17 protein-coding genes, 1 tRNA gene and 1 pseudogene are annotated in these 18,727 nt (G+C 45.0%); 14 read left to right on the top strand and 5 right to left on the bottom strand.

Annotated elements, in window-relative coordinates; all coding sequences use genetic code 11:
- The first annotated feature begins 76 nt into the window (after positions 1-76).
- From tatA to hemB, 7 genes are read left to right on the top strand one after another with little or no spacing between them, the layout of a single operon-like run.
- Positions 77-361 carry a twin-arginine translocase TatA/TatE family subunit gene (gene tatA, locus GPLA_RS09880; protein WP_007104746.1) on the top strand — a complete coding sequence of 95 codons (285 nt, stop codon included), beginning with the start codon at positions 77-79 and terminating at the stop codon, positions 359-361.
- A 14-nt stretch (positions 362-375) separates the two neighbouring features.
- Positions 376-675 carry a Sec-independent protein translocase protein TatB gene (gene tatB, locus GPLA_RS09875; RefSeq protein WP_006995013.1) on the top strand — a complete coding sequence of 100 codons (300 nt, stop codon included), beginning with the start codon at positions 376-378 and terminating at the stop codon, positions 673-675.
- Positions 676-681: 6 nt separating this feature from the next.
- Positions 682-1,452, top strand: a complete 771-nt coding sequence (gene tatC / locus GPLA_RS09870; RefSeq protein ID WP_007104745.1) for a twin-arginine translocase subunit TatC — start codon at positions 682-684, stop codon at positions 1,450-1,452.
- Positions 1,449-1,985 carry a hypothetical protein gene (locus GPLA_RS09865; protein ID WP_007104744.1) on the top strand — a complete coding sequence of 179 codons (537 nt, stop codon included), beginning with the start codon at positions 1,449-1,451 and terminating at the stop codon, positions 1,983-1,985. Before tatC ends, GPLA_RS09865 begins: the two co-directional genes overlap by 4 nt.
- A 2-nt stretch (positions 1,986-1,987) precedes the next feature.
- Complete coding sequence (locus GPLA_RS09860; protein ID WP_007104743.1) at positions 1,988-2,776, top strand: TatD family hydrolase; 789 nt, start codon at positions 1,988-1,990, stop codon at positions 2,774-2,776.
- Between the two features lie 6 nt (positions 2,777-2,782).
- Entirely contained in the window at positions 2,783-4,684 is a 1,902-nt protein-coding gene (locus GPLA_RS09855) for a sensor domain-containing diguanylate cyclase (protein WP_040514356.1), read from the top strand.
- Between the two features lie 13 nt (positions 4,685-4,697).
- Positions 4,698-5,699: a porphobilinogen synthase gene (hemB, locus tag GPLA_RS09850; RefSeq protein ID WP_007104740.1), complete on the top strand. Its 1,002-nt coding sequence runs from the start codon at positions 4,698-4,700 to the stop codon at positions 5,697-5,699.
- A 94-nt stretch (positions 5,700-5,793) separates the two neighbouring features.
- Here hemB and GPLA_RS09845 read toward each other — a convergent pair whose 3' ends face one another.
- On the bottom strand, positions 5,794-7,308 hold the full coding sequence (locus tag GPLA_RS09845) for a Ppx/GppA phosphatase family protein (protein ID WP_007104739.1): 1,515 nt from the start codon (positions 7,306-7,308) through the stop codon (positions 5,794-5,796).
- Positions 7,305-8,567 carry an ATP-dependent RNA helicase RhlB gene (gene rhlB / locus GPLA_RS09840; RefSeq protein WP_007104738.1) on the bottom strand — a complete coding sequence of 421 codons (1,263 nt, stop codon included), beginning with the start codon at positions 8,565-8,567 and terminating at the stop codon, positions 7,305-7,307. Before rhlB ends, GPLA_RS09845 begins: the two co-directional genes overlap by 4 nt.
- Before the next feature lie 101 nt (positions 8,568-8,668).
- Here rhlB and trxA point away from each other — a divergent pair, with 101 nt between their 5' ends.
- The 6 genes from trxA to GPLA_RS09810 all read left to right on the top strand — a co-directional run bounded on the left by trxA (position 8,669) and on the right by GPLA_RS09810 (position 15,157).
- Complete coding sequence (gene trxA / locus GPLA_RS09835) at positions 8,669-8,995, top strand: thioredoxin TrxA (protein ID WP_040514341.1); 327 nt, start codon at positions 8,669-8,671, stop codon at positions 8,993-8,995.
- A gap of 255 nt (positions 8,996-9,250) precedes the next feature.
- Positions 9,251-10,516 (top strand): transcription termination factor Rho, encoded by a 1,266-nt coding sequence (gene rho / locus GPLA_RS09830; protein WP_007104736.1) that lies wholly within the window; start codon positions 9,251-9,253, stop codon positions 10,514-10,516.
- Between the two features lie 315 nt (positions 10,517-10,831).
- A complete protein-coding gene (gene purE / locus GPLA_RS09825) occupies positions 10,832-11,323 on the top strand; it encodes a 5-(carboxyamino)imidazole ribonucleotide mutase (protein WP_007104735.1) in 492 nt (163 codons plus the stop codon).
- Positions 11,320-12,462 carry a 5-(carboxyamino)imidazole ribonucleotide synthase gene (locus GPLA_RS09820; protein WP_007104734.1) on the top strand — a complete coding sequence of 381 codons (1,143 nt, stop codon included), beginning with the start codon at positions 11,320-11,322 and terminating at the stop codon, positions 12,460-12,462. The genes purE and GPLA_RS09820 overlap by 4 nt, the downstream gene beginning before the upstream one ends.
- A gap of 84 nt (positions 12,463-12,546) precedes the next feature.
- Positions 12,547-12,622 (top strand) — tRNA-Thr (locus tag GPLA_RS09815).
- Between the two features lie 471 nt (positions 12,623-13,093).
- The gene (locus GPLA_RS09810) at positions 13,094-15,157 is read left to right on the top strand and encodes a TonB-dependent receptor (RefSeq protein WP_040514340.1); all 2,064 of its coding nucleotides are present in this window, start codon (positions 13,094-13,096) and stop codon (positions 15,155-15,157) included.
- Positions 15,158-15,261: 104 nt separating this feature from the next.
- On the opposite strand, the gene GPLA_RS09805 is transcribed toward GPLA_RS09810, so the two are convergent.
- Positions 15,262-15,543: a cupin domain-containing protein gene (locus tag GPLA_RS09805; RefSeq protein WP_153810553.1), complete on the bottom strand. Its 282-nt coding sequence runs from the start codon at positions 15,541-15,543 to the stop codon at positions 15,262-15,264.
- A gap of 86 nt (positions 15,544-15,629) precedes the next feature.
- Between GPLA_RS09805 and GPLA_RS09800 the strand changes: the two are divergent.
- A pseudogene (locus GPLA_RS09800) lies at positions 15,630-16,445 on the top strand (LysR substrate-binding domain-containing protein).
- Between the two features lie 148 nt (positions 16,446-16,593).
- Here the strand turns inward: GPLA_RS09800 and GPLA_RS09795 are convergent.
- Together GPLA_RS09795 and GPLA_RS09790 are read right to left on the bottom strand one after the other, a co-directional pair.
- On the bottom strand, positions 16,594-17,376 hold the full coding sequence (locus GPLA_RS09795) for a hypothetical protein (protein ID WP_007104731.1): 783 nt from the start codon (positions 17,374-17,376) through the stop codon (positions 16,594-16,596).
- 209 nt (positions 17,377-17,585) lie between these two features.
- The gene (locus GPLA_RS09790) at positions 17,586-18,725 is read right to left on the bottom strand and encodes an acyl-CoA dehydrogenase family protein (protein WP_007104730.1); all 1,140 of its coding nucleotides are present in this window, start codon (positions 18,723-18,725) and stop codon (positions 17,586-17,588) included.
- Between the last annotated feature and the right edge of the window lie 2 nt (positions 18,726-18,727).

Raw genomic sequence — 18,727 nt, 5'->3', positions numbered from 1 at the left:
CGTTTGCTTAATCAAATCCAGTGACCTTTTTAATTTGCTACGTATAATGGGTCCAAACATTTAAGAGGAGTATGTTATGTTCGGTATCAGCCCAATGCAGTTAATCATCATTTTAGTGATCGTGGTTTTACTTTTTGGCACTAAAAAACTTCGTAATATGGGCGGGGATTTGGGTTCTGCAGTAAAGGGATTTAAGAAAGCCATTTCAGACGAAGATAAAGACAAAGACGCTGATTTTAAAGCAGACGAAAAAGTCGAAGATAACAGCCAAGACAACGACAAAACCGTTCATCAGAATGTCAAAAGTGAATCTGACACTAAGGCAAAAAGTGAATCTGACACTAAGGCAAAAAGTGAGTAACGCGAGCATTACCCATGTTTGATATTGGCTTTTTAGAATTACTGGTCATTGGCGTTGTTGCCTTACTGGTGCTTGGTCCTGAGCGCTTGCCTGGTGCAATTCGTTCAACCATGCGCACAGTGCGCAGCGTAAAAAGCATGGCCACAGGGTTTCGTCAGGAAGTGGAGCAACAATTTAAAATCCACGAGCTGCACGAAAACCTAAAGAAGGCTGAGCAGCAAGGTCTCGAAAACCTATCACCCGAGCTGCAAAAATCCGTGGATGAGCTGCGTGATGCAGCTAAGTCTGTTCAAAAACCATACGAAAAAAAGTAGTCACGGATGTCAGACCCAAATAGCTTAATCGCCCACCTAATTGAATTACGGGGCAGAGTGTTAAAAGCGGTATTGAGTGTGTTTGTAGTGTTTTTATGCTTGGTCTATTTCGCCCAAGACCTATATCACTGGCTCGCCACCCCTTTACTAGAAACCCTGCCAGAACATGCCGAAATGATCGCCACAGACGTGGCATCGCCTTTTTTCGCCCCTTTTAAATTAACCTTGGTACTGTCATTTTTCATTGCCATACCTGTGGTGCTATACCAAATATGGGCTTTTATTGCCCCAGGCCTGTACCGCAATGAAAAACGCTTAGTGGCTCCCTTGTTGTTTTCCAGTACCTTACTGTTCTACTCAGGCATGGCGTTCGCGTATTACGTTGTATTTCCTCTCGCTTTTGCGTTCTTTACTGGCGTTGCACCTGAGGGAGTCACGATCAATACCGATATCAGTAGTTATCTCGATTTTGTACTGAAAATATTTTTTGCCTTTGGTTTATCCTTCGAAATACCCGTGGCGATCGTTCTGATGTGCTGGACAGGGGTAAGCACACCAGATGCCCTTCGGGCAAAACGCCCTTATGTCATAGTCGGGGTGTTTACCTTAGGTATGTTACTAACCCCACCGGATATTATTTCGCAAACCCTATTAGCGATCCCTATGTGGATACTGTTTGAAATTGGTATTTTGGTCGGTGGTTTTTATGCAAAACGCAAAGATGAATCTCAACCTAATCAAGAAGAAGAAGAAGAAAAAAAACAGGAGCAATCATGAAAACAACATTAATCACCTTAGGCCTGACCTTAAGTGTTATATCAAGCGCCCATGCCCACGACCTAGCGAGCGAGTTACGAGCCTGCCAAGCGAAAACTGACAGTGCACTGCGCATGGCCTGTTATGACCAACTTTCGACAACGAACTCATCGAGTCAAACGCAAGCGCCTATTGCCAGTCCGCCATCCGTTCAAACGCCACCACCTTCGGCGAAAGTACCAGCCACTAAGCCAGTAGCCGCTGAAAATCAGGTCAGCCGTGACACGCAAATCAAAAACTTTGGTTTAGCCAAAGTCATTGAACCAGAAGATAAAGTTCAAAAAGTCTCAACTAGTGTGACTGATGCAAGTAAAGATCCTTACGGTAAGCTTATCGTCACCCTAGAGAATGGTCAGGTATGGCGCCAAACTAGCAATTCTACGTTACGCATAAAAACTGGCGATCAGATCTACGTAGAAGAGGGTATGCTCGGGGCGTACTTTTTGAGTAAAGAATCAAGTAATAAACGTATCCGAGTGAAACGGTCAAAATAAGCATGCATTGGTTTGATGTGGGCGTAAACGTCCCAAGCGACGACAGCACATTAGCCCCTATGTTGATGCGTGCCACTGATGCTAACGTCCAGCAAATCATGCTCACCGGAACAGATTTAGCGATAAGCCAACAAGCTGCACAACTGGCTAGTCTGTTCCCCAAACAAGTATACAGTACGGCCGGGATCCACCCTCATTACGCTCAGCACGCCCCGACAGACTTTGCACAACAAATCAAAATGTTAGCCGAGCAACCTCAAGTGGTCGCCATAGGTGAATGTGGGCTGGATTTTAACCGCGACTTTTCGCCTCGGGACATGCAATTGGCCGTTTTTGAACAGCAACTTATTATTGCCTGCGAGTTGAAGATGCCGGTCTTTTTGCACGAACGAGATGCCTTCGATGCCCAGTACGCCCTGCTGCAGAAGTATCATCAAAAACTCGCTGGCGCGCTGGTACATTGCTTTACTGGGAATACCGAGCAGATGCAGGCCTATTTAGCATTGGGCTGCTATATCGGCGTCACGGGTTGGGTAACTGACGAAAAGCGCGGTACAGAGCTCAGAGAAGCCATGGCGCAACTGCCGCTTGAGCATTTAATATTAGAAACTGACGCTCCCTATCTAAAACCTAAAAATTTAGGTCCCGACAAAGTGAAGGGGGTCAAGCAAAACGAGCCCTGTTATATCCCGGTGATTGCTAAGACATTGGCAAGCTTAATGGATACCTCGGTGGAAACCATCGCTGAGCATAGCTTGCGTAATACCCATCAATTATTGGCACTTGGCTGAATATTGGTGACTACCTCCCCGTTATTTCGCAGTGTGCTGACCCAACGTAGTGCCATACCGTTATTATCCATCACCTGTATTTTGCTGTTTTTGGTCACAGTACTATCGATAAAGCTGCAGACGCCAGTGCAATTGTCCCACAACAACTTGCTGTATTTACCAGACGCCCAGCAGCAATATCAAATTAATACCCTACCCGACGCCAACACCACACTCTGGTCACAGGCTGACAATTTTCAATTTGGCTTGCCCATGTCCGATGTTCCTTATTGGTTAAGCTTTACCCTTCCGACACTTAAGCCATTCGAACATTGGTTGCTGGAGTTAAATAACCCTTTTATCGACCATGTTTCCGTGTGGTTTTTGGAGAAGGAGGGGTTACTCGATCACTATCAAACCGGTGACACTCAGCCGTTTTATACCCGCCCCTTACCCTATGAAACTTTCTTGTTCCCGCTGCCGGAATATGAACATCAGTTACGTATAGTGATGCGTATTAGCAGTGAAGGAACCTTACAACTGCCGATTAATCTCTGGCCTGAGTCACGATTTTTAGTATTCAACGGCGAACACAGTATTCTTATGGGGTTGTTCTTCGGCGTTTTGTTTGCCATGGGACTGAGTAATCTGTTTTTTTTCATTATTAGTCGCCAGCCAGTATTCCTACTTTATGCTGGTTATGTATTCAGCTTTGCCCTCTTGCTAGGAACAATGCAAGGACTGGGATACAAGTATATTTGGTCAGACAGTCCTTGGATGCAAAGTCACAGCGTGGCAATTTGGGCCAATGCCACGGTATTTTATGCCATCATATTTACCAGCATATTGCTGGATGTGAAAAACGTCAGCCAACGCCTGCACAAAGTACTCAATGTGTTGGCCATCCTATTTGCCATAAGCTTGCTGGTCAGTTTGTTCATCCCTAAAGTCTGGTTTTTAACGCCCTTTTTATACTCCCTTTGTGCCATTAGCATATTTATTTATGGAGTAGGCATTTGGTGCTGGTATAAAAAAGTACACTTAGCGCGCTTTTACACCCTCGCTTGGACCCCATTATTGGTCAGTTGCCTGATAGCGTGTCTGGATCATCTAAACATTATCGCATTGAATATTTCATCACATTATTTGTTGATGCTAGGTGTCATCTTAGAAACTTTTTTACTCGCCTTGATGCTGGCGCTTAGTGTGAATCATCAACGCCAGCAGTTGTTCAGAGCGCAAAAAAAGGCCCTGCGTAAAGAACGCGACATGCGCGCGGTACAGGATGAAGTGCTTGCCCAGCAAAATAACGCCCAAGAAGAATTAGAATACAGCGTGCAAGAACGCACACTAGAACTGGAAATTGCCCTTAGAGAACTGTCCGAAATTAATCGTGAACTAGAAGAAAAGAACACATTAGATGCCTTAACCGGTATTCGTAATCGACGTTATTTCGATAAAAAATATCTTGCAGAAGTACGTCGCAGCCGCCGGGAACGCACCGAATTAGTGGTTGCCATGATCGATATTGATCATTTTAAGCGCGTGAATGACGAGCATGGACATTTAGTCGGCGACGACTGCATTAAGTTTGTCGCCGAACGCTTGAAAAAATCCCTAAAACGCCCCAGTGATGATGTATGCCGTTACGGTGGAGAAGAGTTCGCTGTCATCATGCCCAGTACTGACTTAACAGGGGCAAGAGATTTATTAGAGCAACTACGCGCAGAGATCCAAAATAACCCAGTATACAGTGCTGGAGTGGCCATAGACTTGACTGTCAGCATAGGTGTAGCCAGTGCGACAATGGATCCCCAGCAAAGCGAAGACACCTTGATTGGCTTTGCCGATCAGTTGCTCTATCAAGCTAAAAATAATGGCCGAAACTGCATTATCGCCAAACACCTAGACAATACAGCCCCAACTTAATAGGACATCAACCATGGCCGAAGCTTTTCCAAATATCCGCATGCGTCGCATGCGTCGTCATACTTTCACCAGGGACTTGATGGCTGAGCATCGCTTAAGCGCCAAAGACCTTATTTATCCTGTTTTTGTGTTAGAGGGTAAAAACCTGCGTGAAAGCATTGAATCTATGCCTGGTGTAGAGCGGCTAACCATAGATTTACTCGTAGAAGAAGCCAAAGAATTGCATGCTTTGGGGATACCGGCACTGGCTTTATTTCCCGTTACACCACTAGAGCGAAAGTCAGAATGCGCCAGCGAAGCATTTAATCCAGACGGCCTAGCCCAACAAGCGGTGCGAGCTCTGAAAAGTGCCGTGCCGGATATGGGTATTATTACCGACGTAGCCCTCGATCCATTCACATCACACGGCCAAGACGGCCTACTGAATGAAGACGGCTATGTACTCAATGATGAAACCATAGAAGTCTTGATTAAACAGGCCTTGTCCCATGCTCAGGCGGGTGCTGACATAGTCGCACCCTCTGACATGATGGATGGACGCATCGGCGCTATCCGTCAGGCACTTGAGAGCCACGGTTATATCAATACGTGCATCATGGCTTATTCGGCTAAGTATGCTTCGAATTACTATGGGCCATTTCGTGATGCAGTCGGTTCAGCAAGTAATATCAAGGGCGGAAACAAAAAAAGTTACCAGATGGATCCCGCCAACTCTAACGAGGCTATTCGTGAAATTGCCTTGGATATCGCAGAAGGTGCTGACATGGTCATGGTTAAACCCGGCATGCCTTATTTGGACATTGTCAGGCGCTGTAAAGATGAGTTTAATGTGCCTACCTTTGCTTATCAGGTCAGCGGTGAGTACGCTATGCACAAGGCCGCTTTTATGCAGGGCTGGCTAGATGAAGAGTCGGTGATAATGGAATCATTATTAGCATTTAAGCGCGCAGGCGCCGATGGCATATTGACCTACTTCGCTAAACAAGCGGCACAGATTTTAGCCCGGGGGAAATAACCACTTGTTGCTTTAATGGAGCGAACTTGTATTTGACATAGGGCGTTGGCATACCTGCCAGCGCTAACACCTATGTAGATTGTTTGAAACGTTTTTATTCGCAGCTTAGCTGCCAGCCCATTTTATGCTGTTGCCATTTTTCATTTGCTAATTCAGCATCAATTAAAGGATGAGCTTTGAGCCAGCCTTGGGGGAATATAAGGTGCCAATTTTCCTCGTCATCAATCTCTAAGCGAAATACCGGTAGTAGATTGTCTTTACGACGGATAGATAAAATACAAGCGAGGCGCAATACCCGCACTAAGCTGCGCATCGTTGCACGCACTTCACTATGATTTTGCTCGAATATTTCAGGCGAAATATGCTGACGATGATTGAGCACTAGAGTTTTAATGCCATCACGCTGTAAATTCGTGTAACCCACCATAGGTACGTAGCCTAAAATGTACCCGCCATGTTTGTGATGCAGTTTATATTCAATATGCAATCCGGTTTCGTGAAGCATGGCGGCGGCAACTAACATTGCTTCGCCATCGACCCCACCCACATCGTCTTGGGCGCTAAGTTGGTTATACAACAACAAGGCCACGTCTTTCACTCTGTGTGCTTGCTCAATATCGATATGGAAGTGCTGCATATGCTGTTGAATGGTTTGCATACGCCGATCGTTTTGCTGCATATTTTCAAGCATGCCGTAAATCAAGCCTTCGCGCAGAGCGCCGCCCGAAATTTGCATATTTTTGATTTCAAGAGATTCAAACAACGCAATAAGGATAGCCAATCCACTGGGGAAAATAAGCCGTCTGGATTCTTCTAGGCCATCAATAATTAGATGATCTAAGGTGGCGCAGTCGATACATTGCTGTCGCAAGTTATACAAATAATCTAAACGAATTGCATCACTTATGCCTTGGGCAACCAATATCTCGGTAATCGCTTGCGGTGTGCCAGATGCGCCTAAACATTGCTGCCAATCAAAGTTAACAAATTTATCAGCTACGCCATCAACCAGTTCTTTGGCTGCGCTCACGGCTGCTTCGAAATTAGCAGCGCTGAGCACGTCATTGACAAAATATCGCTCGGTAAACGTCACGCAGCCCATGTTCAGACTAACTAGGTGGATAGGCTCCATGTCATTACCGATAATGATTTCGGTGCTTGCACCGCCAATATCGATAACTAACGAATTGCCCTGATTAGCTGACGTGTATGCCACACCTAAATAAATTTGCCTAGCTTCTTCTTCACCGCTAATAACGACCAGCTTATGATTGAGAATTTGCTCTGCTTTATGGGTAAATACCTGGGCATTTTTGGCTAACCGCAAAGTAGCTGTTGCCACCACACGTATATTATCCCGAGGAATATCTTGCAGACGTTCAGAAAACGTTTCAAGACAGCGCCAGCCGCGCTCTAAACTTTCGTCGTCAAGCATCATGTTATCGCCGAGCCCAGAGGCCAGGCGAACTTTCTGCTTCACTTTGCCAATAATTTGTACACTACCCGCAACAACTCTCACTATGACTAAGTGAAAGCTGTTTGAGCCTAAATCAACCGCAGCGTAAAGCTCTTCAGGATGACTTTGTGGCAAACGAGTAGAGGTAATCATGGTTTTCTACGATTACGTGAACCCGATGGACGTTTCTGTGGATTTCGGCCATTCTGCATACGCTTTTTATGGCGCGGCTTTGGCGGCTCAACATCACGCAGTAGCGCGTCAGGTTTGTACTCCGTCACTGGAATAGCATGTTCAATGTAGGTTTCGATTGCCGGTAAATTAAGTGCGTACTTTTCACAAGCAAAGCTAATTGAACTGCCGCTATGACCTGCACGACCTGTACGGCCGATGCGATGCACATAATCTTCTGCGTCGTCAGGTAAATCGTAGTTAAATACATGACTAACCATAGGAATATGTAACCCACGGGCAGCGACGTCGGTAGCCACTAACACGTCTAATGTTCCTGAAGTGAAATCTTCAAGAATTTTCAGACGTTTGTTTTGCGGTACATCACCACTTAGCAAGCCCACACGATGACCGTCAGATTGTAGCCAATCAGACACTTTCTCACAGCTGTGTTTGGTGTTAGCAAAAACGATCGCCTTGTCGGGCCATTCTTCTTCCATCAAGCTCAACAAGAGTGCCATTTTATCTTCATCAGAAGGGTAAAATAGCTCTTCTTTAATACGCGTGCCGGTTTTACGCTCAGGCTCAACCTGAACATGGGTCGGATTATTCATATGTTCATAAGCAAGCTCTTGTACTCGATAGGACAAGGTAGCAGAGAACAACATGCTCAAACGCTCGGTGGGCTGAGGCATACGGTTAAATAGAAAACGAATGTCTTTAATAAAGCCTAAGTCGAACATACGGTCGGCTTCATCAAGTACTGCTACCTGAATACCGGCCAACGAAAATATATTCTGTTTGTAATAATCAATGATCCTGCCGGTGGTGCCGATAATAATATCTACACCTTCTTGCAGTTTTTCCCGTTGACTTTGATAACCCTCGCCCCCATAAATCAAACCGAGAGACAAACCAGTGTGTTGACTTAGCAGTTCAGCATCATTAAAGATCTGAACGGCCAATTCCCTGGTTGGCGCCATAATAATGGCTCTTGGTTGTTTTTTAGTGGGCTGCGGATTACTTAGCAAGTAATGAAAAGTTGCCACCAAGAACGCGATAGTTTTACCGGTTCCGGTTTGCGCTTGACCTGCTATGTCATTCCCTTCTAAAAGAGGGGGCAAGCTTAACGCTTGAATGGGCGTGCAGTGACTAAAGTTTGCGGCGGATAACGCCTTAACGACTTGCTCATTGATTGGCAAGTCCGCGAAATGTGTTTCGGTTAAATGAGTTGTTTGCATAGCTTATAGCTTATCAGTGCTTGCATTAAAAAACAGTTTCTATATAACAATCACGATCACGCTGAATTATATCGGCGCTAGAATTAATGACGGAGAAAAGAATGAGCGACAAAATTATCCAGTTATCGGACGATAGTTTCGAGGCAGATGTTATCAATGCGACTGGTCCTGTACTAGTTGACTTCTGGGCGGAATGGTGCGGTCCGTGTAAGATGATTGCGCCAATTTTGCATGAAATTGCTGACGAATTCGACGGCAAGTTAACAGTTGGCAAGCTAAATGTCGATGAAAATAACGAAACACCTCCTAAGTATGGCATTCGTGGCATCCCTACACTGCTTTTATTCAAAGGCGGTAATGTGGCAGCAACTAAAGTGGGTGCGCTATCTAAAGGCCAATTAGAAGAGTTTCTTAACGAAAACATCTAATTATAGATAGTAAAATTAAGCCCGATTAAATCGGGCTTTTTTATAATTTGATTACTCTGTGTTCAATGTAATACTTTTTTTAGCTCTATTTTCACTAGACGTACCGCAGTTTTGGTGCTAAATTTTCATTGTTCTCACCTGAACAGACCTGTATTTTCGTACCAATCAGAGATTTATAAAAGTAAATAACTTTGAACCATTCAATCAATTTTTGCTGTTACAGCGAATTTTTCAAGCTTAAAAAGACCCACCAATATGAACCTAACGGAACTCAAGAATAAACCAATCAGCGAGCTGGTTGGACTGGCCGAAAAAATGGGCCTAGAAAACATGGCCCGCGCGCGTAAGCAAGACATTATATTTTCGATATTGAAAACCCACGCCAAAGGCGGGGAAGATATTTTCGGCGACGGCGTATTAGAAATTCTACAAGATGGCTTTGGATTCTTGCGTTCTAATGACGCATCGTATTTAGCGGGTCCTGATGATATTTATGTATCACCAAGCCAGATTCGTCGCTTTAACTTGCGCACTGGTGATACCATTTCAGGCAAAATTCGCCCGCCTAAAGACAGTGAGCGTTATTTCGCCCTGTTAAAAATTAGCGAAGTGAATTTTGACCGCCCTGAAAATGCGCGAAACAAAATCTTGTTCGAAAACTTAACGCCATTGCATGCCAATGAGCGTTTGATCATGGAGCGTGGCAACGGCAGTACTGAAGATATCACGGCCCGTGTTCTTGATTTAGCGTCACCTATCGGACGTGGTCAGCGTGGCCTTATCGTAGCGCCGCCTAAAGCAGGTAAAACGCTGCTACTGCAAAACATCGCGCAATCTATCGCCGCAAACCATCCAGAATGTTTGTTGATGGTGTTATTGATTGACGAACGCCCAGAAGAAGTCACCGAGATGCAACGCCTTGTACAAGGCGAAGTCATTGCTTCTACTTTTGATGAGCCGGCGAGTCGTCACGTACAAGTAGCCGAAATGGTAATCGAAAAAGCCAAGCGCTTGGTTGAGCATAAGAAAGATGTGGTTATCTTACTTGATTCGATCACCCGTTTAGCCCGTGCGTACAACACGGTTATCCCATCATCAGGTAAAGTATTGACCGGTGGTGTAGATGCCAATGCATTACACAAGCCGAAGCGTTTCTTTGGTGCGGCACGTAACATCGAAGAAGGCGGCAGTTTAACCATTATCGCTACAGCGCTTATCGATACCGGCTCTAAAATGGATGAAGTTATCTACGAAGAGTTTAAAGGTACTGGTAACATGGAATTACACCTAAACCGTAAGATTGCGGAAAAACGTGTCTTCCCAGCTATCGATTACAACCGCTCAGGTACTCGTCGCGAAGAATTACTGACCACCCAAGACGAATTACAAAAGATGTGGATCTTGCGTAAAATTGTCCATGAAATGTCAGAAATTGACGCCATGGAATTCTTAATTGGTAAGCTGTCTATGACCAAAACCAATGACGAGTTCTTTACTGCGATGCGTAAGCAAAAAAGCTAACAACGCAGAACAAGCTAAATTGTAAAATCCGCTGCTGGCTCGCCCACAGCGGATTTTTTGCTTTGTATCTTTGCCGTCTCAAAAGCCAGATATAAGGTCACTAGCTCAAATGCTTAGGCGTTAAGGGCATTTAAATTGAATAATTAATGACGAATTGTTGCTCGATTAACGCTCAAGCAGGACTCACATCTTGATTTGGGCTACAATCCGTTTCCAAAATTTTCCAGTCTACTCTCGTTGTCTATTGCCATTGATATTAATGGTTTACACAACCGGGAGTTGACGTAATAAAACCGATGTTAAGTGGGAGTGAAAATGCCTCAAGTTGCTATTGTTATGGGTTCAAAATCTGATTGGCCTACCATGGCCCAAGCGGCAAAAATGTTAGATACATTAGGAGTCAGTTACCACGCTCAAGTTGTATCTGCTCACCGCACCCCTGCGTTATTAACCGAGTTCTCAGAAACCGCCGCCGATAAAGGTTATCAAGTGATCATTGGTGGCGCAGGTGGCGCAGCCCACTTACCGGGTATGATTGCTGCTCATACGCACCTGCCCGTGTTTGGTGTACCTGTGCGCTCCAGTCAGTTAAGCGGTGTTGACTCGCTTTACTCAATCGTACAAATGCCTAAAGGCGTGGCTGTTGGAACGCTCGCTATCGGTGAAGCTGGTGCTGCCAATGCTGGTTTACTGGCGGCACAAGTGGTTGCTCTTCAGGACAAAACCGTACGAGATGCTATTATTCAGTTCAGACAACAACAAACTGCCGATGTATTGGCTCAACCCCCATTGGAATTGCCTGAATGAATGTACTGATCTTAGGCTCAGGTCAATTAGCCAGAATGATGGCGTTAGCTGGCGTGCCGCTTGGTATTGAAGTGTCCGCAGTCGACGTAAGTAACCATAAAGTGGTCAATCCGCTGGATAAAAAGCGCCTAGACATACATCTTGAAACTGCCATTGAAGCGGCAGATGCCATCTCAGTCGAGTTCGAACACATTCCCGAGGCATTGCTTGAGCAAGTCAATCGCAGCGGTAAGCTGATGCCGAGCAGCGAATCCATCGCAGCAGGTGCCGATCGCGTTAAAGAAAAAGCCTTATTAGACAAGCTGAATATCGCTAATTGCCCCTACGTGATTGTTGATGATATTGCCCAACTTGATCAAGCTGTTGCAACACTCGGCGAAACGCTAATAATTAAAGCCAGCCGAGATGGATACGACGGTTACGGCCAGTGGCGCTTATCAAGCAAAGAGCAGTTGCCTGAAATAAAACAGGCATTGGCTGAACTGGATCTTAAAAAAGTCCCCTTAGTGGTTGAAAAGATGCTCACCTTTGAACGTGAAGTGTCGTTAGTTGGCGCCCGTGGCAAAAATGGTCAACTTGCCTTGTATCCTTTAGTTGAAAATCTGCACCACCAAGGACAATTACACACCTGTGTGGCCCCGGCACCTGCTATCACGCCCGCGTTAACAGCCCAAGCCCAGAATATATTCACCGCGCTAGTCAATGAGCTAAATTACATTGGTGTATTAGCTGTTGAGTTCTTTCAAATGGGCGACACCTTGCTGGTCAATGAAATCGCCCCACGAGTACACAATTCAGGGCACTGGAGCATGCAGGGTGCAGATACTTGTCAGTTTGAAAATCACTTACGAGCGATTTGTGAATTACCCTTGGGGTCAACGGAAGTTATCGCACCAAGCGTAATGCTAAACGTAATTGGCTGCGATTTACCCTCAAAAGACATGCTAAGTGTCGCGAGAACACATTTGCATGGATACATGAAAACCCCTCGAGCCAAGCGCAAAATGGGGCATATAAATATTACGGCACATAATTACGCCGAACTGGGGGAAAGTATGCAGAAATTGCAAAAATGGTTGCCTAATAGCTATTTTCCGACCCTAAACAGCGAAGCATTGCGTCTTTTACAAATAAAATAAGATCTTTTGGTTGACAACAAAAGTGAAATCAATAAAATGTCGCCTCGCTCTAGCACATAGCTGCCTAGAGCGGGATTCTAGTGTGCCGACTTAGCTCAGTTGGTAGAGCAACTGACTTGTAATCAGTAGGTCACCAGTTCGACTCCGGTAGTCGGCACCATTTCCCTTCTTTGTATTAACTTCCCTGTTTATCCCTTCCGGGTGCTTTGTTTTTCTATTCTCTTCGCGTGCCAAGCTATCCCTGCTGCTTATGACATATCGGCAACTGGAACGCAGTCAGATGCTCCCAGCGATACGCGGAGAGACTTCAGAAGGTGCAGTCGAGAAAGAAAGCTACCTTTCTTCAAATTCAGTCCGCATGATGATTTAAGCATGAGTAATACTTTTTTCAGCCTCACTACCCCTGATTATTTGGATGATTAGGGCGAATTCTCATTGTATACCCCAATTCCTCCCTATGATTTTTTATTTCTATATCGACCAATCCTTATTCTTTTTTCGTTTAATACTTAGTCGCTTGCATCCGAATGACAAGGTTGCCCGTTTATTAAGTGGGCATTCAGAATTTTCTGATAAGGCATCGATATTAATCCTTACGCCTTGCATCTGGCACATTGAAAATGGAATAAATATGGATATATTTTACAAATCGGCATTAGCAATCGCTTTAAGTGCTAGTTTTTTAACGAGAATGGAATCTGCCTATGCTAACGATGAGTTAGAGCAGATCACTGTTAAAGGCCGCACCTCTAATCTTATTGGTGCGGCAATTTCTGCCTCCGAAGGCTTTGTTGGGCAACAAGAAATTAAACTGCGACCATTGCTGCGTACCGGTGAGTTAATGGAGTTAGTGCCGGGTATGGTTGCTACGCAGCACAGCGGTAGTGGCAAGGCCAATCAGTATTTTCTACGGGGCTTTAACCTTGATCACGGTACCGATTTCGCTACATTTGTTGATGGGATGCCAGTAAATATGCGTACTCATGGTCACGGGCAAGGTTACACCGATTTAAACTTTGTTATTCCGGAATTAGTGGAAACATTGGCGTATAAAAAAGGTCCTTATTTTACAGAAATCGGGGATTTTTCAGGCGCAGGTAGTGCATTTTTTAGTACGCCAAACCGTTTAGAAAAGGGTATTGCTAGCCTAACTTTAGGAGAAGACGAATACGCACGTATTTTAGTCGCAGATAGTATTGATAACCTGGCTAGCGGTACCTTGTTATACGGCCTAGAGAAGCAGGTCTACCAAGGTCCGTGGCAAGATATTGAGGAAGACGTAAACAAAATCAATGCATTACTTAAACATACTCAACCGTTAAATGACGGGCAGTTGTCTTTTACGATTATGGCATATGAAAACGGTTGGAACAGTGCAGATCAGATACCAAGTCGGGCTGTAACCGCCGGAATGATTGATGCACTCGGCTCAATTGATAAAACGCTGGGTGGCGATTCTAGTCGTTACAGTTTTAGTGCCGGTTGGGATTTTGCGCAGGGGTCATTATCGGCCTATTTTATCAATTACGACCTAGATTTATTTTCTAACTTTACCTATTTTCTTGACGATCCAGTCAATGGAGATCAGTTCGAACAGGTGGATAAACGCAATGTTTATGGTGCGCAGGGGCATTACCATGTAGATCATAAGCAATCGCGGACGACATTTGGTTTTGAAACTCGCGTGGACGATATTCAAGAAGTCGCTCTGTTTAAAACCACCGAGCGAGTCAGGCGAGGCGCAGTTCGAAGTGATGCGGTGAAAGAAAGCAGCGCAGCGGTGTACGTGCGCAACATCTTTGATGTGACGCCTAACCTACGTACGAACATTGGTATTCGCTACGATTATTTTGATTTTGATGTGACAAGTTTAATTAACCGCAACATTCATGATATTGATCTCAGCCAGAACGATGGCATTCAAAGTGATACTCTGGTGTCACTCAAAGGTAGTGTTACCTATCAGTTAAATGATCTATTCGAGGTATACATTGCGGCTGGGCAAGGATTTCATTCTAATGATGCCAGAGGCACCACGACAAAAATTGACCCAAATAACGGTAAGCGCATCACTCCAGTCAATGCGTTAGTTCGTTCTAACGGCGCTGAGTTGGGCTTTCGCGTAGATGTCAATGACAGGCTAAATGCGTCGTTGTCATTGTGGCAGTTATCTTTGAACAGTGAATTGGTGTTTGTGGGTGATGCTGGGAATACTGAAGCGAGTCGTCCGAGTAAACGCAGGGGATTGGAGCTCACCGCGTATTATCAGTTGGTCGAAAAAATAGTTTTAGACATGGAGTATTCCATGACAGATTCCGAATTTTCGGATAATCGACCTGATGGCAATAAAATCCCAGGTGCAATCGACCAAGTATTACAAGTGGGGATAAGCGCAGAATTTGATGCGACGAGTCATGGCAGTATAAGAGTTCGACATTTCGCTGAGCGGCCTTTAATAGAAGATAATAGTGTCCGCTCAAGCTCCTCTACCGTAGTGAATGCCTTGCTTGGTAAAAGCTGGGGCGCGTACAATGTGAAGCTAGAAGTGCTCAACGTATTTGATAATGATGTCCACGATATTGACTATTTCTATGCCTCTCGATTAGCTGGAGAAGCTGCTCAGGGGGTAGATGATCTGCATTACCACATTATAGAGCCGCGCACGGTAAGAGTGACAGCAGGTGTGAGTTTTTAGAAATCAACGGATCAAAATAAACTAAATCGCACATCCCAAACGCTCAAAGTCCAGCTTATTTAGTCTGGCTTTCAATACCTTACGCTGGTGGCAACTAGGTAGAATTATACGCTGAGCTCTGTTGATTCATGCATGGCTAGGAACTCCTCTCGCGGTAGTGGCTTTGGAAGGGCAAGGATATACACGACCCGCTCTTTCACTGCCCCTTCGGCGAGCACCACCTTGGCAGGGATCAGGATCTTATCTCCTGCTTTAACTTGCGTTCTATTACCACTTTTGGCATCGAAAAAATCAGTTTCACCTTCCATAATATAAGCATGTACTTCATCTGCATGCCAATGCTCATCATATTTTCCTAATGGTTGAAACGTGTATGGCGGCAGCAAAGCCATTTCATTTATTTGAGCTTAACCATTGTTGATCGTTAGATAAACCCACCTATATCCATCACTTTAGTGTATGGAACGCACGAATGGATTTTGAATCTGTGCGGGTATTTGTAGATGTTATGAAACGTAGTAGCTTTGCTGCTGTTGCCCGTCAACGCAACGTTGACCCTTCGTCGATTTCTCGTACTGTTGCAAGTTTAGCGTCGCAATTAGGCTTCCGACTGTTCCAAAGAACGACACGAAAACTCTCACCTACCGAAGCGGGAAATAAGTATTTTTCTCGCGTTCAAGATCTCATGGGTGAATTTGACCGAGCCACTGAAGCTGCTTTAGATCTGGTTAGCTTACCTACAGGTACATTACGAATAACCGCGTGTACCTCTTTTGGGCAAAGAGTCTTGGCGCCGATTTTGCCAGAATTTCGCGCTTTGTACCCCGACCTGACACTCGAACTACTATTGATGGACAACCATGTGGATCTCGTTAAGGAGCAAATCGATGTTGCTGTCCGTTTCGGGCAACAACCTGTGGGGGATTTCATATCACATAAATTGGTTTCAAGGCGATTTCACCTCTGTGCAAGCCCTATGTAGATTAAAATGAATTGTCAGCCGAAAGATCCTGCGGCTTTAAGTGGCCTTGACTGTCTGTTGTTTTCGATGCCTGGGTATCGCAGCACATGGAAGTTTCGCGATCCGCACAATAATATGCTGGAAGTGCCAGTGACTGGGCATTTACTGATTTCCCATGGGCTCACCATGACAGCTTGCGCTGTGGCAGGCCTTGGTCCTGCTCTTTTACCCGACTGGCTGTGTCAAGATGAGATACATAACGGACTACTTGTGGACTTGTTCCCTGATTACGCATGCACCGCAACTGAATTCGATACTGCCGCTTAGCTGGTCTATCAGAGTCGCTCATATTTACCGCCAAAAGTACGTGTATTTGTTGATTTTTTGCAAGCCAAGATCATGACTACCGCCTAAGGATACAAACTAATAAGTGACGTCCTGGCAAACTTAACGACACCGCCCCAACACCAATAACTTATTCAAGGGCATGGCGCCTCAAGACTTCTTTGTCGGCCATTCTGGTGATGCGAAAATGAAATTCATAATGTGAAAAATCATCATCACCACACACAGCCGGCCCTTCGCACGGATCCAATTGGACAGTAAAATCTTGCACAGCCCCTACAACAGGTAAAATTTCTATTAACTGTTCGGTATTCCAATTACCCGTATATTTACCCACAAATTGGTCCTCACAATCTTTAACAATACTACCTGAGAAACAAAACGGAAAATGGGTCCATGGGCTATCATCCTCATAGAAATTAACGAAAAATTGTATAGGACTCGCTGCGCCCTCGTCCTTACAAATCCAACCTGAATCAGCCCCTCCGTATCGACCATCAATTAATAGCGCATCTCCAGCTACCGGATATATACAAGTTTGCAGCGGGTGAAAGTCAAAAGACTCTCCGCTGTCAACGTCACCTTGGATAAGAGTTGAAACAATCACATTGGCTCGCCATACAGCGTATATTTCATCCGATCCAGCCCAGTCCCAACCTGTTTCATCCACGGCAGTGAATCCACGTGCCTCCACCTTAAACATTGGTTGTAAATTGTGTATCGATACCTTAGGGGATAATTCTTCAAGGTGTTCAAATGTTGCAACTACTGGGGCGGATATTTTAATGTCTTCTGGCGAAGAATCACATCCTGTAAAAGCAAGACAGCAAACAACAGTACTTATTACAATTAACCCCCGACGTAAAAAATAGTTACTTGAGGCCTCTGGCAGTTCGTAAGTTCGTTTATTCATCTTTCAGCTTCCTTTTGATGATGACGTGAGCGCTAAACATATAAAGAGGTTAGAAGTCATTTCAAGCGAACGCCAGTAGCGACAAAAAGGAACATATGGTGTTAGAGCAAACTGAGTAGTCATCCCCTAATAGCAAAAAGCCAGCAAAAAATGCTGGCTTAAAACCGTCAACTTATTCTAGGACGGGACATCGGCTGATGTGTTAACGGTTAATCCGTATACGCCAAGCGATTAAACTTCTGTTGCTGGTAATCAGCATCACCGAAGGTGGTGTTGATCATCATTAGGCGTTTAACGTAATGGCCTACATCTAGCTCGTCTGTTAGACCCATACCACCGTGTAATTGAATAGCTTCGTCGCCAATCAATTTACCGTTTCGGCCGATCATCACTTTTAGTGCGGCAATATTTTTGGCCAAATCATCGGCGCCGCTTTCTGCTGCACATACGGCGCGATATAAAATGGACTTGGCTTGTTCACCTGCCATAAACATATCCACCATACGATGCTGCAGCGCTTGAAAGCTACTAATAGCCACCCCGAACTGTTGACGAGTTTTGGTGTATTCAATGGTGGTGGTATTCAATTTTTGCATGATACCCATAGCTTCAGCGCTCAAAGCAATAATAACTTCACCGACCACTGCATCCATAATGGGGTAACCGTTATCAACGTCACCTAGCACATGGTCTGCTGCAACACGTACATCGTTTAGTTTGATGTTCGCTACCAATTGACCGTCCATCAGGCGATAAGGCGTGCGCTCTACGCCTGCGGCGTCAGTATCAATTAAAAATAGCGTAATGCCCGCTTCGTCGCACTGCTCGCCAGATGTTCTCGCTGAAACCACCACTTTGTTGGCAGCTGCACCGTTGAACACAACGGTTTTTTCACCCTTGAGTACAAAATCGTTTCCGTCACGTTTTGCTTGTGTTTTTACGTCTGCCAATTCGAAGCGGCTTTGGCGTTCTAAGTAAGCAAATGCACCTTGCAGTGAACCATCGATAATTTTTTCGATGTAGGTATCTTGTAAAGCGGCGTTAGCACTTTTATTCAATAAACCACCGAACATTAATACTGTGGCCACAAACGGCTCCACGACTAGGCCTTTGCCCATTTCTTCCATCACGGCCATAACGTCTGTTGCACCACCGCCAAAACCACCATGGGCTTCGTCGAAGGGAATAGAGAGCCAGCCGAGTTCAGCAAAGGTTTGCCAATTTTTAGGATTAAAGCCTAACTCGCTCGCGGCATTCGCTCGGCGACTCTCAAAGTCATATTCGTCTTGCACAAAGCGCGCAACACTGTCTTTGAGCATGTTTTGTTCTTCTGATAAGTTAAAATTCATGA

The sequence above is a fragment of the Paraglaciecola polaris LMG 21857 genome (genome assembly GCF_000315055.1).
GTDB lineage: Bacteria > Pseudomonadota > Gammaproteobacteria > Enterobacterales > Alteromonadaceae > Paraglaciecola > Paraglaciecola polaris.
The sequence above is the reverse complement of the archived record's forward strand: the minus strand, read 5'-3'. Positions and strand labels throughout refer to the sequence as shown.

What these genes read in the sequence shown, in the direction of transcription:
- purE (WP_007104735.1), top strand. Translation starts at nt 10,832, where the DNA reads ATGCCTCAAGTTGCTATTGTTATGGGTTCAAAATCTGATTGGCCTACC.
- tatA (WP_007104746.1), top strand. Translation starts at nt 77, where the DNA reads ATGTTCGGTATCAGCCCAATGCAGTTAATCATCATTTTAGTGATCGTG.
- GPLA_RS09810 (WP_040514340.1), top strand. Translation starts at nt 13,094, where the DNA reads ATGGATATATTTTACAAATCGGCATTAGCAATCGCTTTAAGTGCTAGT.
- GPLA_RS09790 (WP_007104730.1), bottom strand. Translation starts at nt 18,725, where the DNA reads ATGAATTTTAACTTATCAGAAGAACAAAACATGCTCAAAGACAGTGTT.
- trxA (WP_040514341.1), top strand. Translation starts at nt 8,669, where the DNA reads ATGAGCGACAAAATTATCCAGTTATCGGACGATAGTTTCGAGGCAGAT.
- hemB (WP_007104740.1), top strand. Translation starts at nt 4,698, where the DNA reads ATGGCCGAAGCTTTTCCAAATATCCGCATGCGTCGCATGCGTCGTCAT.
- GPLA_RS09860 (WP_007104743.1), top strand. Translation starts at nt 1,988, where the DNA reads ATGCATTGGTTTGATGTGGGCGTAAACGTCCCAAGCGACGACAGCACA.
- rho (WP_007104736.1), top strand. Translation starts at nt 9,251, where the DNA reads ATGAACCTAACGGAACTCAAGAATAAACCAATCAGCGAGCTGGTTGGA.
- GPLA_RS09795 (WP_007104731.1), bottom strand. Translation starts at nt 17,376, where the DNA reads ATGAATAAACGAACTTACGAACTGCCAGAGGCCTCAAGTAACTATTTT.
- tatB (WP_006995013.1), top strand. Translation starts at nt 376, where the DNA reads ATGTTTGATATTGGCTTTTTAGAATTACTGGTCATTGGCGTTGTTGCC.
- GPLA_RS09845 (WP_007104739.1), bottom strand. Translation starts at nt 7,308, where the DNA reads ATGATTACCTCTACTCGTTTGCCACAAAGTCATCCTGAAGAGCTTTAC.
- rhlB (WP_007104738.1), bottom strand. Translation starts at nt 8,567, where the DNA reads ATGCAAACAACTCATTTAACCGAAACACATTTCGCGGACTTGCCAATC.
- GPLA_RS09820 (WP_007104734.1), top strand. Translation starts at nt 11,320, where the DNA reads ATGAATGTACTGATCTTAGGCTCAGGTCAATTAGCCAGAATGATGGCG.
- tatC (WP_007104745.1), top strand. Translation starts at nt 682, where the DNA reads ATGTCAGACCCAAATAGCTTAATCGCCCACCTAATTGAATTACGGGGC.
- GPLA_RS09865 (WP_007104744.1), top strand. Translation starts at nt 1,449, where the DNA reads ATGAAAACAACATTAATCACCTTAGGCCTGACCTTAAGTGTTATATCA.